The following is a 14,193-nucleotide window of genomic DNA, read 5'->3' on the forward strand; positions in this document are numbered from 1 at the left end:
CGCCCAGCAGGCGCAGCAGCCCGCGAGCGACACGGTGCAGGAGACCCCGAGCGACTGGGCCGGATCCCTGCTGTCCTCGATCGCGGCGGGGGAAGTGGAGCGGCCCCGGCGCCCGCACCGAGGTGCTGGGCTCCGGGGCCGCTCCGGCGTGCCGAGACTACGCGGAGAAGCGCGGGAAGGCGGAGCGACCCGCGTAGGTCGCCGCACCTCCCAGGATCTCCTCGATGCGCAGCAGCTGGTTGTACTTCGCGACGCGGTCCGAGCGGGCCGGGGCGCCGGTCTTGATCTGGCCGCCGTCCACCGCGACCGCGAGGTCGGCGATGGTGGTGTCCTCGGTCTCGCCGGAGCGGTGCGAGAGGATCGCGGTCATGCCGTTGCGCTGGGCCAGGGCCACGGCGTCGAGCGTCTCGGTGAGCGTGCCGATCTGGTTCACCTTGACCAGGATCGAGTTGCCGGCCTTCTCGGCGATGCCGCGGGCGAGGCGCACCGGGTTGGTGACGTACAGGTCGTCTCCGACGAGCTGCACCTTGTCGCCGATGGCCGCGGTCAGGTGGGTCCAGCCGGCCCAGTCGTCCTCGTCCAGCGGGTCCTCGATCGAGACCAGCGGGTAGTTGGCGACGAGGTCGGCGTAGTAGGAGGAGAGCTCCTCGGCCGAGAGCTTCTTGCCCTCGAACGTGTAGGCGCCGTCCTCGTAGAACTCCGAGGAGGCGACGTCGAGCGCGAGCCCGATGTCCTTGCCGGGGGTGAAGCCGGCGGCCTCGACGGCCTTGAGGATGAAGTCGAGCGCCTCGCGGTTGGTGGGCAGGTCGGGGGCGAAGCCGCCCTCGTCACCGAGGCCGGTGGCGAAGCCGGCCTTTTTCAGCTGCGCCTTGAGCGCGTGGTAGATCTCGACGCCCCAGCGCAGGCCCTCGGAGAAGGACTCGGCGCCCAGCGGGACGGCCATGAACTCCTGGATGTCGACGCCGGTGTCGGCGTGCGCGCCTCCGTTGATGATGTTCATCAGCGGCACGGGCAGGGTGTGCGCGTTCGGGCCGCCGACGTAGCGGAACAGGTCGAGGTCCGACGACTGCGCGGCGGCCTTGGCCACGGCGAGGCTGACGCCGAGGATCGCGTTCGCGCCCAGGCGGGACTTGTTCTCGGTGCCGTCGAGCTCGATCAGCTCGGCGTCGACGAGGCGCTGGTCGGTGGCGTCGAAGCCCTCGATGGCCGGGCCGATCTCGTCGATGACGGCGTCGACGGCCTTCTGCACGCCCTTGCCGAGGTAGCGGTCGGAGTCGCCGTCGCGGAGCTCGTACGCCTCGAACGCGCCGGTGGAGGCGCCGGACGGGACGGCCGCTCGCGAGGACGCGCCGTCCTCGAGCAGGACCTCGACCTCGACCGTGGGGTTGCCACGGGAGTCCAGAATTTCTCGGGCGACGACTGCCTCGATAAGGGCCACAACTATCTCCTCTTGACGGGTGGGCTCCCGGAGACGGGAGCGGTCGGGAAGGAGTCTACTGACCGCCTCCGAAGCGCAGGAGACCGCGGCCGGTCGTAGACTCCCAGGGCCCGATCGCCGGACGGCCCGGGCGCACCCGCCGACCCGGAGGTTCCCCGTGACCACGACCGCCGCCGACCACGTCGACCGTCTCACCGCCGTCGTCCCGGACTTCCCGAGCCCGGGCATCCTGTTCCGCGACCTCACGCCGGTCTTTGGCGACGGCGAGGCCCTGCGGGCGGTGGCCGACGCGCTGATCGAGCCCTACCGCGGACGGATCGACGCGATCGCGGGCGTGGAGGCGCGCGGCTTCCTGCTCGCCGCGGCGGCCGCCTACTCGGCCGGTCTCGGCGTCGTGACCATCCGCAAGCCCGGCAAGCTGCCGCGGGCCGTGCTGCGCGAGCAGGCGACCCTCGAGTACGGAGAGACGATGCTGGAGGTGCACGAGGACGCGGCGCCCCACGGCGCGCGCCTGCTGCTGGTCGACGACGTGCTGGCGACCGGGGGCACGCTCGACGCGAGCCGCCGCCTGATCGAGCGCGCCGGGTGGAGCCTCGAGGGGATCGCGGTGGTCATGGAGCTCGACGGGCTCGGCGGCCGCGAGGTGCTGGCCGGCCACCGCGTCGACGCGATCGTCACCGTCTGACCGGGCCCCGTCGCTCCGCTCCCCCTGCCCTCCCCCTTCCCGCGAGACGCCACCCGGGTATGCGACCCACCGGGCGAGCCGCACTCGAGTGGCGTCCCGCGGAAGGGGGAAAGCGACGGGGTCAGGTGAGGGAGAGGGACATCCGGGAGAGGACGAAGGTCTCGAGCACCTGCACGAGCATGTAGAGCACGAGCGAGACGCCGGTCACGAGCACGACCGCCGACCAGACGTCCGCGAACCGGGCCTGGGCGGACCAGGCGTTGATCGCCCCGCCGATGCCCGCGCCGGTGGAGAGCCACTCGGCGAGCAGCGCGCCCGTGATCGCTCCGGGCACCGAGATGCGGATCGCGGCGAAGAGCGAGGGCAGCGAGCCGGGGATGGCCACCTTGCGGATCGCGGTGAGAGTGCTGCCGCCGTAGACCGCGACCACGTCGAGCATCTGCGGGGAGGCGTTGTTGAGGCCGAAGGCGATCGTCACCAGCGCGGGGAACAGGACGACGATCCCGCCGATGACCGCGACCGAGGCGATCGAGCCGGTCCCGAAGACCAGGATGATCAGCGGTGCCATCGCGATCAGCGGCACCGAGCGCAGCAGCATCGCGAACGGCATCAGCGCGTGCTCGATGCCCTTCGACAGGCGGAACAGGATCGCGCCGAGGATCGCCACGACCAGGCCGGCCGCGAAGCCGATCAGCGCGTCGCCCATGGTCACGGCGAAGAGCCCGCCCAGCTCGGCGCGGTGCTCCGCGGCCTTCGCGTCGGTCACCAGGTGCTGCCAGACGTCCCACGGGCCCTTGACCACGTAGGGCGAGACCCCGCTGAAGAGGACGACGCCGATCCAGATCGCCAGCACGATCACGATCGTCGACAGGGCGACGAGCAGGCTCTTGCGCAGGCTCTTGAGGGTCGCGCCGAGGGCGGCCGTGCGCAGCTGGCGCCGCAGCTCGTCGACCGCGAGGATCGATGTGGCCGTGGACTGCTCCGTGCGGTCGGGAACGGTGGTCGTCATGGTCATGCCCGCTTTCCGGAGGACCAGGGCGCGATGAGGCGGCCGATCAGTCCGACGATGCCGTAGCCGAGGAGCGCGACGCCCGCGCAGAGGAGGAAGAGCGCCCAGACGCGGGGCGAGTTCAGGGAGACCTGCGCCGCGACCAGGATCGGGCCCACGCCCGTCTCGATCTTGCCGAAGTACTCGCCGAGGATCGCGCCGAGGAAGGCCGCGGGCACCGCGATCTGCAGCGCCGACAGGATGTTGGGCAGCGCCGCGATCAGACGCACCTTGCGCAGCTGGGTGAACCGCGAGCCCCCGTAGACCGTGACGACGTCGAGCGCCGCCTTGTCGGCCGCCTTCAGCCCGAGCAGGCTGCCGACGACCGTGGTGAAGAACACCGAGAGGCCGGCCAGGAAGATCGCCGTCGCGCTCGCCTTCCCGGGAGCGTCCGCACCGCCGAGGATCAGCAGCACGATCGCTCCGATGGCGACGATCGGCACGCAGTAGGTGATGACCGCGAGCTGCGAGACGACCCCCTCCAGCCAGGGCAGGACCAGCACGAGCGCCGAGAGCACGAGCGCGAGGAGGTTGCCCCAGAAGTAGCCGACGGCCGCCTCGCCGATCGTGACGGAGAAGTTGCGCCAGTAGAAGCCGGCGCCGTCCTCCATCGCGGTCTGCACGACCTGCACGGGAGTGGGGACGGGCGCGTAGGTCGCGGCGCCGGTGGGCGCGGTGACGAGCGCCACGATCCACCAGACGGCGACGATCGCGGCGACGCCGATCAGCCCGGTGAGCCACGGAGGCAGGGACAGGGCGCGGCGCGGGGCCGCGGGGAGCGTGGTGGCCACGGTGCCTCCTAGACGCGGTCGTCCGCGGCCGCGCCGCCGTCGCCGAACAGCAGCTCGGAGGCCTGGTCGACGTAGGCGTGGAACTCGGGGGTGCGCTGCATCTCGGGGGTGCGCGGGCGGGGGAGGTCGATGTCGATGATCTCCTTCACCCGTCCCGGGCGCGGGCTCATCACCGCGACGCGGTCCGAGAGGAAGATCGCCTCCGAGATGCCGTGCGTGACGAGGAGCGTCGTGGCGGGCTTCTCGGTCCAGATCCGCAGCAGCTCGAGGTTGAGCTTCTGCCGCGTCATGTCGTCGAGGGCGCCGAACGGCTCGTCGAGCAGCAGGACCTCGGGCTTGAGGATCAGGCACCGCGCGATCGACACGCGCTGGCGCATGCCGCCCGAGAGCTGGGCCGGCTTGGCCTTCTCGAAGCCGCGGAGGCCGACGAGGTCGATCAGCTCGTCGATGTAGGACTGGTCGACGCTCTTGCCCGCGATCTCGAACGGCAGGCGGATGTTCGCCATGACGCTGCGCCACGGCAGGAGCGCGTGGTCCTGGAAGGCGATGCCGAGCTTGTTGTCGCGGCGCAGCTCCTGGGGAGTGCGGCCGTCGACCCGGATGGAGCCGGACGTCGGCTCCTCCAGTCCCGCGAGGATGCGCAGGATGGTCGACTTGCCGCACCCCGACGGACCGAGCAGGGCGAGGAAGCTGCCCTGGTCGGTGTGGAGATCGGTGTCCTGCAGCGCCGCGACGCTGCGCGAGCCCATCCGGAACGTCTTCGACAGGCCGTGGATCTGGATGCCGGTGCCGCCGGCACCCTGGTCGCGCAGGGTGCCGGCGTCGGTCGTGTCGGTCACGAGTGGTGCCCTTCGTGGATCAGGATCAGGCCGCGTACTTCATCAGCTCGGGGTTCTCCTCGTAGACCTCGTCGAGGAGGGTCAGATCGAAGAGGTCCTCGGCCGTGACGTCGATCCCGGCGCCCGCGAGGGACGCGATGGTCTCGGACTGCAGCGTCTCGGAGATGGTGAAGAGGCCGTTCGAGACCGTCTCGTCCGAGACGACCAGTTCCTCGGCCTGGATGGTGGCGCCCTTCTTGGAGGACTCCTCGTTGAGGCCGAGGTCCTTGCCGTAGTTCTCGACGGCGAGCATCGCGCCCGCCTCCGGGTCGTTGACCGCGTCGGTCCAGCCCTTGATCTCGGCGACGAGGAACGCCTTCAGAGCGTCGCGCTTCTCGGCGATCGCCTGCTCCGACACTGAGAAGGTCTCGGCGACGAAGGGGAGGCCGTTGTCGGCGAAGGGCAGGTTGACGACCTCGTAGCCCTCGGCCGCGACCGTGATGGCCTCGTTCGTCAGGTAGGCGATGAAGCCGTCGACGGTGCCGTTGACGAGGACGGAGGGGTCGTACTCGACGGGGACGACCGTGAGGTCGGACTCGGAGAGGCCGTTCGCGGCGAGCAGCGCCTGGAACAGGGAGGTGTTCGAGGCCTGGACGCCGATCTTCTTCCCGGCGAGGTCGGCCGGAGTGGCGATGTTCCCGGCGGTCTTGATCGAGAGGACCGTGAAGGGGTTCTTCTGGTAGGTCGCGCCGATGATCTTGAGCGGGGCCTCCTGCTGGGCGATCGCGGTGCCGATCGAGACGGCGTCGCTGAGCGCGACGTCCGCGCTGCCCGAGAGGAGCTCGGCCACGCCCGTCGAGGGGCCGGGGGTGAGCGTCACTCCTGCCAGGCCGGCCTCGGTGAAGTAGCCCTTCGAGTCGGCGAAGAACTCGCCCGCGAACTCCTCGTTCTTGATCCAGGAGAGCTGGACCTTGAGGGTGCCGAGGTCGCCGCCGTCCGCGGCGGACGCGCCGGAGGAGTCGGAGGCGCAGGAGGCGAGGACGTAGACGCCGCCGATCGCGAGGCCGGCGACACCCGCCAGGCGGAGGAGGCTGCGGCGGTCGAAGGCCGGGAGGGAGCGGAGGGGCGACAGGGTCAAGGGGACTCCTCGGGTGGGGATCGTCAGGGCTGCTGCGGTGCGGTGCGCGGGGTCGCGACGGGGTGCCCGTGCAGGCGCGCCAAGCCGCGCCGATCGGGTGCCTCGACGCTATCCGGGGGAGATTTCTCGGGTGTGTCCGCAGATTTCGCGGGTATTAAGGCTCTCACGGATCCGACAAGGATCCGACCAGATCGACATGATCCCCTAACGGATCGGCTGAGACCCTGTTCAGCCCCGATGGGACGGCCCCGGCCCCTCCCGCGGGCGCGGCTCAGCGCAGGCAGCCGGCGACGCTCACCCGGCGCCGCCGGCGCGGCTCAGCCGAGGTCCTTGAAGGAGAGGTCGGCGGCGGAGGCGGCATCGCGCGGGACGAGAGCGAAGCGGGTGAAGCCCGCGGCGGCCGCGCGGTCCAGCAGCGGGGTGAGGTTCTTCGCCCGGCGCTCGAGGCGCACGCGCGAGCCCTGGGCGATCAGCTCCTGCTTGAGCGCGAGCAGCAGCTCGGGCGCCGCGTCGCGCTCGTGGACGAGGACGACGGCGTCGGGGCGCTCGACGACGGCACCGCCGATCAGCTCGACGATCCGCTCGAAGCCGATCGAGAAGCCGCAGGCCGGCACGTCCTGACCGAGGAAGCGGCCGATCATCCCGTCGTACCGCCCGCCTCCGCCGACCGAGGAGCCCGAGGACGGGTGCGCGATCTCGAAGATCGTGCCGGTGTAGTAGCCCATGCCCCGCACGAGCGTCGGGTCGAAGCGGAGCGAGACGCCGGCGGGCAGCGAGCGCAGCGACCGGGCCAGGGTCTCGAGCGCGAGCACCGCCTCCGGGTCGATGCCCTCGGGCAGCACGTCGAGGATCGCGGACTGCTCGAGCGCCACTCCCCCGGCGGCGACCGCCTGCTCGATCCGCGCGAGGTAGCCCCCGAGGACCGCGGCCGCGTCCGGCCCGTCGGCCTCGAGCTCGGCGACGACTCCGGTGGCGCCGATCTTGTCGAGCTTGTCGATCGAGATCAGCGCCGGGCCGAAGCGCTCGGGGGCGAAGCCGCAGTGCTCGAGGATGCCGGTGAGGATGCGGCGGTCGTTGATCCGGATGGTGCACTCCTCGAGGCCCAGCGCGTCGAGCGCCGCCGCGGTCGCCGTGATGAGCTCGACCTCGGCCAGCTGCCCGGGCTCGCCGATGATGTCGATGTCGCACTGCACGAACTGGCGGTACCGCCCCTTCTGCGGGCGCTCGGCGCGCCACACCGGCGCGATCTGCACCGACCGGAAGACGGCCGGCAGCTCGGCGCGGTGCGAGGCGTAGAAGCGGGCGAGCGGCACCGTGAGGTCGAAGCGCAGGCCGAGGTCGGCGAGGGCGGACGCGTCGTCGACCGCCGCCAGGTCGTCGCGGGTGAGCCCGCGGCGCAGGACGCTGAAGGCGAGCTTCTCGTTGTCGCCGCCGAGCCCGGAGTGGAGGCGGTCGAAGTCCTCGACCACGGGCGTCTCGATCTCGTCGAACCCGTGGGAGGCGTACACGCGGCGGATGACGCCGAGCGCGTGCTCGCGCTTCGCCTTGTCGGCGGGGAGGAAGTCGCGCATGCCGCGGGGCGGGGTGATCGGGGAGGCCATGACGGCGATTCTCCCAGATCGGCCGGGGCGGGCCGGCGGACGCCTCAGTCCGCGCGCCGCTCCTGCTCCACCGCGCGGATCTCGTCCTGCAGGTCGCGCGTCGCCGTGCGGAGCGCGCGCTCGGCGTCGAGCCCCTGGGCGCGGGCGGAGGCGACGATGGCCAGCAGCAGCGGGCCGAGGTCCTCCTCCGACTCGATGGGCAGAGGGCCCTGGCCGGCGTCCACGACGCCCAGCGAGGTCGCCTTGCCGATCACCTTGTCGGCGAGCGCGAGGGCGGGCATGCCCTGCGGGATCCCGTCGAGCACGCTGGTGCGGTGCGGCTTCTCGGTGCGCTTGAGCTCGTCCCACACCGCGATGACGTCGTCGGCCGTCTCGGCCGTGGCGTCGCCGAAGACGTGCGGGTGGCGGCCGATCATCTTGGCGTTCATGTGCGCCGCGACGTCCTCGATGGTGAAGGGCTCGGCGCTCTCGGCCGCCAGGTCGGCGTGGAAGAGCACCTGGTAGAGGACGTCGCCGAGCTCCTCGATCAGGTCGGCCCGGTCCCCCGCCTCGATGGCGTCGACGAGCTCGTGCGACTCCTCGATCAGGTAGCGCACGAGCGACTCGTGGGTCTGCTCGGCGTCCCACGGGCAGCCGCCCGGGGCGCGGAGGACGTGGACGGTGCGGATGAGCTCGTCGAGCCGGGGATGCGCGGTCACCCCGCCATCCTCGCATCCGGTCCGGCCGCCGCCGCGGACATCCGGGCGGCGCGGGCGCCCGGGAGCCTCAGGTCCGCGCGAGACGCCGCCGCGCGACGAGGAGGCAGCCGCCGGCGACGAGCGGCACCGCGGCGAGGAGCCCGGGTGACGCCGCGACGGACACCGCGGTCGAGGCGCTGACGAGTGCACCCGCCAGGTTCCAGAGGACCACCGCGACTCCCGCGCCGTCCCCGATCGGGAGCGGCACCGGGCTGAGCAGCTGCGGCGGCAGCGGACCCCGGGTCGCGTCCATCGCCCGCGCGGCGACGGCGGCGACGGCGGTCGCGGCGGCCACCGGCACCGCCGCGCCCGGGAGCAGCAGCGAGGCGGCGAGGGCGCCGAGCACCGCGACTCCGACCGCGAGCACCAGAGGGAGCACGGCGTGCAGGAGGAGCAGCTCGAACGGACCGGGGGCGAGGAGCGCCGGCTGCCCCGCTGTCGCGGCGGCGTGGCGGAAGCCGTCGCTCCAGACGCCGGCGCCGAGGTAGGCGAGCACGCCCGCCGCGGCGGCCGGGAGTGCGAGGAGGGAGGACGGCACGACCGCGGCGAGCACGGCGGCGGCACCGGCAACGGCCAGGGCGACGACCGCGACCGCTGAGCGGCCGGGAGTGCGCAGCGCGCCGATCGCGTCGCGCACCGGCACCGCGAGGGCGAACGGGGAGAGGCGGACCGCTCGGAGCCCCCGCCCGATCGCCGGGAGGGCGCGGTACCCGTCGAGCGACTCGGCGAGGTCGCCCGTCGCTCCGAGCCGGGTGGTCGCCGACCACTGCCGGGCCTGGGCGAGGAGGCGAGGCCCGCGCGCGGCGTCGAGCAGCCGGGGCGCCGCGGCCAGGAGGACCGCGGCCGACGCGAGCAGCACGGTCGCGGCGCGCACCTCCTCCGCTCCGCTCACGGCTGAGGCGAGGAGGCCGCCCGGCGTGGGCGCACCGGGCAGGAGGGCCCCGAGGACCGCGAGGGAGGCGAGGAGGCCCGCCGCGAGCGCGGGGAGGCGCGAGGGGAGGCACTGACCGGCGAGCCAGGCGACGGCGAGGAGGCCGGCGAACGCGGCGCCGCCGGCGACGGCCGCGAGGAGCGGCGCGGAGGCGGCGAGGGCGAGGAGCGACGCGACGGCGGAGCAGCACGCCACGAGACCGGCCGACGCCCGGACCACGGGTCGGCGGAGCACCGACCAGCGGCGCAGATCGGTCGCGAGCAGCACGGCCGTGGTGTGCGGCTCGCCCACCGCGGGTCCGCGCACCCGGCCCAGGAGCACGGCGGCGGGCAGGGCGAGACCCGCGGCGAGGGCGATCAGCGGCTCCGGCACGGCTCCCGCCTCGGCAGCGAGGAGCGCGAGGGCCCGGGCGACGGGGAGGACGACGACGAGGACGGTCATCGCGGCGAGGTAGCCCGCGTAGGTGCGCGGACTCGGCGGAGCCGCGGCGCGGTGCCGGTGCAGAGCCCGCACCTCGGCGACGCGAGCCCTCTCCGCGCGCGTCACGCCCGCTCCAGCTCGACGACCCGCGCGCCCAGACCCTGGATCAGCACAGGGCTGTGGGTCGCGACGACGAGTGCCCGGGACGCGGCTGCGCGCCGCAGGACTTCCGCCACCAGCGGCACCCGCTCGACGTCGAGCCGCTGCTCCGGCTCGTCGAGCAGCAGCACCGCGGAGGGACGGGCCAGCACGAGCGCGAGGGAGAACAGCTGCGTCTGCCCGGAGGAGAGCTCGTGCGGGAAGCGGCGGGCGAGCGGAGCGAGCGCGAGCGCGTCGAGACCAGCTGCGGCCTCGCGGCGGGCGTCGGCGACCGGCGCCCCCCACGAGACGGCCACCATCGCGAGGTGCTCCTCGAGGGTCAGATCCCGCTCGAAGGGCGGGGTGCCGATCAGGGCGGCGACGGCGCGGCGGTGGGCGGCGGAGCGCTCCTCCGGGGCGCGCCCGGCCACCGCCACGACTCCCTCGCTCGGAGCGGTGAGGCCGGCGATCACCCGCAGGAGCGTGGTCTTGCCGGTGCCGTTGCGGCCCGTCACCGCGACGCCCTCCCCCGCCTCCACCTCGAGCGAGCACGGGGCGAGCAGCTCGACCCCCGAGGCGCGCACCGCGACCCCGCGGACGGCGACCAGCGGGCCGGCGAGCGGCTCCGGCTCACGGGGACGTCGGGCGGCGAGGAGCGGCATGCCCTCCATCCTGCCAGCGGGCCCTCCCGCAGCGGCGACGGCCGCCGGAGCGGAGCGGCGCTCCACCGGGGAGCGCCGCCCCGAGGACCTCAGACGGTGACCGGCTCCGGGAACAGCGAGTCCAGGAGCGACGCCACCCACTGGATGAGCGCCCGGTCGCCGAGCGGGACGCCGTCGAGCACGGGCATCGGCACGACGACCGCGTCGGCCTGCTGCAGGTACTTCGCGGTCGGGTACATCCGGCGCAGGCGCACCTGGATCGAGTCGGGCAGGTGAGCGGGAGCCACGCGGACGTTCGAGCCCATCGCGACCACGTCGCTGAGGCCCGCTTTCTGCGCGCGCATCCGCAGCCTCGACACCAGGATGAGGTTCTCGACCGCCTCGGGCAGCTCACCGTAGCGGTCGGTCAGCTCCTCGACCACGAGGTCGATGCTCCCCTCCTTCGCCGTCGGCGACGACGCGGCCGACAGCTTCTGGTACGCCTCCAGGCGCAGCCGCTCGCTGTCGACGTACTCCTCCGGGATGCGCGCGTCGACGGGCAGCTCGAGCCGCAGCTCCGTCTGCCCCTCGGCGACCTCGCCGCGGAAGGTGTCGACGGCCTCGCCGATCATCCGCAGGTAGAGGTCGAATCCCACGCCCTGGATGTGCCCGGACTGCTCGCCGCCGAGGAGGTTGCCCGCACCGCGGATCTCGAGGTCCTTCAGCGCGATCTGCATGCCGCCGCCGAGGTCCGAGTTGGCGGCCAGGGTCTGCAGCCGGTCGTGCGCGGTCTCGCTCAGCGGCTTCGTCTCGTCGTAGAGGAGGTAGGCGTAGGCGCGCTCGCGGCCGCGGCCGACCCGCCCGCGCAGCTGGTGCAGCTGCGAGAGACCGTACTTGTCGGCGCGGTCGACGATCAGCGTGTTGGCGTTCGGGATGTCGAGGCCGGTCTCGACGATCGTCGTCGACACCAGGACGTCGAACTTGCGCTCCCAGAAGTCGACGATGATCCGCTCGAGCTGCGACTCGCTGAGCTTGCCGTGCGCGACCGCGATCCGCGCCTCGGGCACCAGCTCGGCGAGCTGCGAGGCGACGCGGTTGATCGTCGAGACGCGGTTGTGCACGAAGAACACCTGGCCCTCGCGCAGGAGCTCCCGGCGGATCGCGGCCGACACCTGCTTCTCGGAGTAAGGGCCGACGAAGGTGAGGATCGGGTGGCGCTCCTCCGGCGGGGTCGCGAGGGTCGACATCTCGCGGATGCCGGTCACCGCCATCTCGAGCGTCCGCGGGATGGGCGTGGCGCTCATCGAGAGGATGTCGACGTTCTTCTTCAGCGCCTTGAGCTTGTCCTTGTGCTCGACGCCGAAGCGCTGCTCCTCGTCGATCACGAGCAGGCCGAGGTCCTTGAAGACGATGTTGTCGCTGAGGAGCCGGTGGGTCGCGATGACCATGTCGACGGTGCCGTCGGCCAGGCCCTCGATCGTCTCCTTCGACTCCTTCGCGCTCTGGAACCGGCTGAGCGCCCGCAGGTGGACGGGGAAGCCGGCGAAGCGCTCCTGGAACGTCTCGAGGTGCTGGCGGACGAGCAGCGTGGTCGGCACGAGCATCGCGACCTGCTTCCCGTCCTGGATCGCCTTGAACGCGGCGCGCACGGCGACCTCGGTCTTGCCGAAGCCGACGTCGCCCGAGAGCAGGCGGTCCATCGGGATCGGCCGCTCCATGTCGGCCTTGACCTCGTCGATGACGGTGAGCTGGTCGGGGGTCTCGGCGAACGGGAACGCCTCCTCCAGCTCGCGCTGCCAGGGGGTGTCCGGCGGGAACGCGTGCCCGCGGGAGGCCATCCGGGCGGAGTAGAGCTTCACGAGCTCGACCGCGATGTCGCGGACCGCGCGGCGGGCCTTGCTCTTGGCCTGCGCCCAGTCGCTCCCGCCCATCTTGCTCAGCGCCGGAGCCTCGCCGCCGACGTAGCGGGAGAGCAGGTCGAGCTGGTCCGTGGGGACGAGCAGCTTGTCGCCCGGGAAGCCGCGCTTGCTGGGGGCGTACTCGAGCACCAGGTACTCGCGGCGGGTCTTGATCGCGTTGCGGCCCCCGCTGGAGACCTCGCGCTGAGAGAGCTCCACGAACCGGCCGATGCCGTGGGTGGCGTGCACCACGAAGTCGCCGGGCGTGAGCTGCAGCGGGTCGACGACGTTCTTGCGGCGCGAGGCGAGCTTCTTCACCGCTCGGGAGTCGTAGCCGACGGTGCGGCCGTAGAACTCCGTGTCGGTGAGCAGGGCGAGCTTCGCCTCCTCCACCTCGAAGCCGTGATCGACGGAGGCCTGCACCACGTAGGCGAGGCCCGTCTCGAGCCCGGCGGGGAGGTCGGCGACGATGCGGGCGGCGACCTCGTGCTCGGCGAGGACCTGGTCGGTGCGCTCGACCGTGCCGGTGCCGGGCGCGGTCAGGACCACGGTCCAGCCGTCGGCCAGGCGCGCGCGGACGTGGGCGAGGGCGCCCTCGACGCTCGCTCCGAAGCCGGGGACCGGCTCGCCCTCGACCCGGACGGCGAGGATCTCGTCGATCCCGAGCTCCTCCGGCAGCACCTCGGCCTCGCCCGCGGCGGGGCCCTGGCGGAACGTGCTCATCGTCCACCACGGGTGGTCGGGAGCGTCGGCGCCCGGGGCGCTGAGCTTCACGGAGTCGCGGAGCGCGCCGAGCGAGATGAACTCGCCCGAGGCGAGGTCGATGGGGGCCTCGGCGCCGGCGGTCGCCGCGCTCCAGGCCGCCTGCAGGAACTCGCGGTTCGTCTCGGCGAGGCTGATCGCCCGCGTCGCCACGCGCTCGGGGGCGAGGACCGCGACGGCCGCACCCTCGGGGAGGTAGTGCGAGATCGGGACCAGCCGCTCCAGCAGCGCGGGGGCGAGCGACTCCATCCCCTCGACCGGGATGCCCTCGGCGATCTTGGCGAGCATCGCCGACAGGCTCGGGAACTCGTGCAGCATCTCGCGGGCCCGCTGCCGCACCGCGGGCACCAGCAGCAGCTCGCGGCTCGGCGGGAGGACCACCGAGTCGGCCTCGCCCGGGAGCGAGCGCTGATCGGCCACGGAGAAGCCGCGGATGGAGTCGACCTCGTCGCCGAAGAAGTCCACTCGGCTCGGATGCTCGGCCACCGCCGGGAAGACGTCGAGGATGCCGCCGCGCACGGCGAACTCGCCGCGGCGCGTGACCATGTCGACCCGGGCGTAGGCCAGGTCGACCAGCTCGGAGGAGATGCGGCCGAGGTCGTAACCGCGGGCGCCCTTCACGAGTCGGATCGGCTCGATGTCGGCGAGGTTGTCGGCGACCGGCTGCAGCGCCGCGCGCACGGAGGCGACCACCACGAGGGGCCGCTCGCCCGACCACTGCTTCATCCGCCGCAGCGCGTCCAGGCGCCGCCCCACGATCTCGGCGCTCGGGCTGAGGCGCTCGTGCGGCAGCGTCTCCCAGGCCGGGAACTCGACGACGTCCGCGTCCGGCAGCATGCAGCCGAGGGAGGCGCGCACGTTCTCGGAGTCGCGGCCCGTGGCCGTGACCACCAGCGCCGCCTGCGGGCGTCCCGCCTCCGCGCGCCTCTCGATCAGGCCCGCGAGCAGGGGGACCCGGAGGCCGTCGGCCACCGAGAAGTCGGCGTCCCGCACCGCGTACGCGAGAGCATCGTCGAACGTGGAGGCGCGCGACAGCGCCGAGATGATCTCGTTGAGGGGCACGGATCCAGTTTACGGCCGCCCCGCGGGCCGACCGCCGAGGGAAACCCGAACCGTCGAGGAAGCCCGGAGCTGCAGTCTCCCTCGC

At 73.0% G+C, this 14,193-nt stretch carries 11 protein-coding genes; 1 reads left to right on the top strand and 10 read right to left on the bottom strand.

Features of this window, described 5'->3' with window-relative positions:
- Positions 1-157: 157 nt before the first annotated feature.
- Positions 158-1,438 carry a phosphopyruvate hydratase gene (gene eno / locus C5C50_RS03450; RefSeq protein ID WP_104222361.1) on the bottom strand — a complete coding sequence of 427 codons (1,281 nt, stop codon included), beginning with the start codon at positions 1,436-1,438 and terminating at the stop codon, positions 158-160.
- A 157-nt stretch (positions 1,439-1,595) separates the two neighbouring features.
- Here eno and C5C50_RS03455 point away from each other — a divergent pair, with 157 nt between their 5' ends.
- Positions 1,596-2,123 carry an adenine phosphoribosyltransferase gene (locus C5C50_RS03455; RefSeq protein WP_104272835.1) on the top strand — a complete coding sequence of 176 codons (528 nt, stop codon included), beginning with the start codon at positions 1,596-1,598 and terminating at the stop codon, positions 2,121-2,123.
- Positions 2,124-2,244: 121 nt separating this feature from the next.
- On the opposite strand, the gene C5C50_RS03460 is transcribed toward C5C50_RS03455, so the two are convergent.
- The 9 genes from C5C50_RS03460 to mfd form a co-directional block, all read right to left on the bottom strand.
- Positions 2,245-3,138: an ABC transporter permease gene (locus C5C50_RS03460; RefSeq protein ID WP_104222359.1), complete on the bottom strand. Its 894-nt coding sequence runs from the start codon at positions 3,136-3,138 to the stop codon at positions 2,245-2,247.
- A complete protein-coding gene (locus tag C5C50_RS03465) occupies positions 3,135-3,962 on the bottom strand; it encodes an ABC transporter permease (RefSeq protein ID WP_244229606.1) in 828 nt (275 codons plus the stop codon). Before C5C50_RS03465 ends, C5C50_RS03460 begins: the two co-directional genes overlap by 4 nt.
- An 8-nt stretch (positions 3,963-3,970) precedes the next feature.
- Positions 3,971-4,711, bottom strand: coding sequence for an ABC transporter ATP-binding protein (locus C5C50_RS03470; protein ID WP_104222373.1), 741 nt, complete (start codon positions 4,709-4,711; stop codon positions 3,971-3,973).
- Between the two features lie 115 nt (positions 4,712-4,826).
- Positions 4,827-5,918 carry an ABC transporter substrate-binding protein gene (locus C5C50_RS03475; RefSeq protein ID WP_258067631.1) on the bottom strand — a complete coding sequence of 364 codons (1,092 nt, stop codon included), beginning with the start codon at positions 5,916-5,918 and terminating at the stop codon, positions 4,827-4,829.
- Positions 5,919-6,235: 317 nt separating this feature from the next.
- Positions 6,236-7,519 carry a histidine--tRNA ligase gene (gene hisS / locus C5C50_RS03480; RefSeq protein WP_104272837.1) on the bottom strand — a complete coding sequence of 428 codons (1,284 nt, stop codon included), beginning with the start codon at positions 7,517-7,519 and terminating at the stop codon, positions 6,236-6,238.
- A 44-nt stretch (positions 7,520-7,563) separates the two neighbouring features.
- Complete coding sequence (locus tag C5C50_RS03485) at positions 7,564-8,217, bottom strand: MazG family protein (RefSeq protein ID WP_104222356.1); 654 nt, start codon at positions 8,215-8,217, stop codon at positions 7,564-7,566.
- A gap of 67 nt (positions 8,218-8,284) precedes the next feature.
- Complete coding sequence (locus C5C50_RS03490; RefSeq protein ID WP_104272838.1) at positions 8,285-9,733, bottom strand: hypothetical protein; 1,449 nt, start codon at positions 9,731-9,733, stop codon at positions 8,285-8,287.
- On the bottom strand, positions 9,730-10,407 hold the full coding sequence (locus C5C50_RS03495) for an ATP-binding cassette domain-containing protein (protein WP_104272839.1): 678 nt from the start codon (positions 10,405-10,407) through the stop codon (positions 9,730-9,732). Before C5C50_RS03495 ends, C5C50_RS03490 begins: the two co-directional genes overlap by 4 nt.
- An 89-nt stretch (positions 10,408-10,496) precedes the next feature.
- Entirely contained in the window at positions 10,497-14,108 is a 3,612-nt protein-coding gene (mfd, locus tag C5C50_RS03500) for a transcription-repair coupling factor (protein ID WP_104248107.1), read from the bottom strand.
- Positions 14,109-14,193: the final 85 nt, after the last annotated feature.

Source organism: Rathayibacter sp. AY1D9, assembly GCF_002932395.1.
Lineage (GTDB): Bacteria > Actinomycetota > Actinomycetes > Actinomycetales > Microbacteriaceae > Rathayibacter.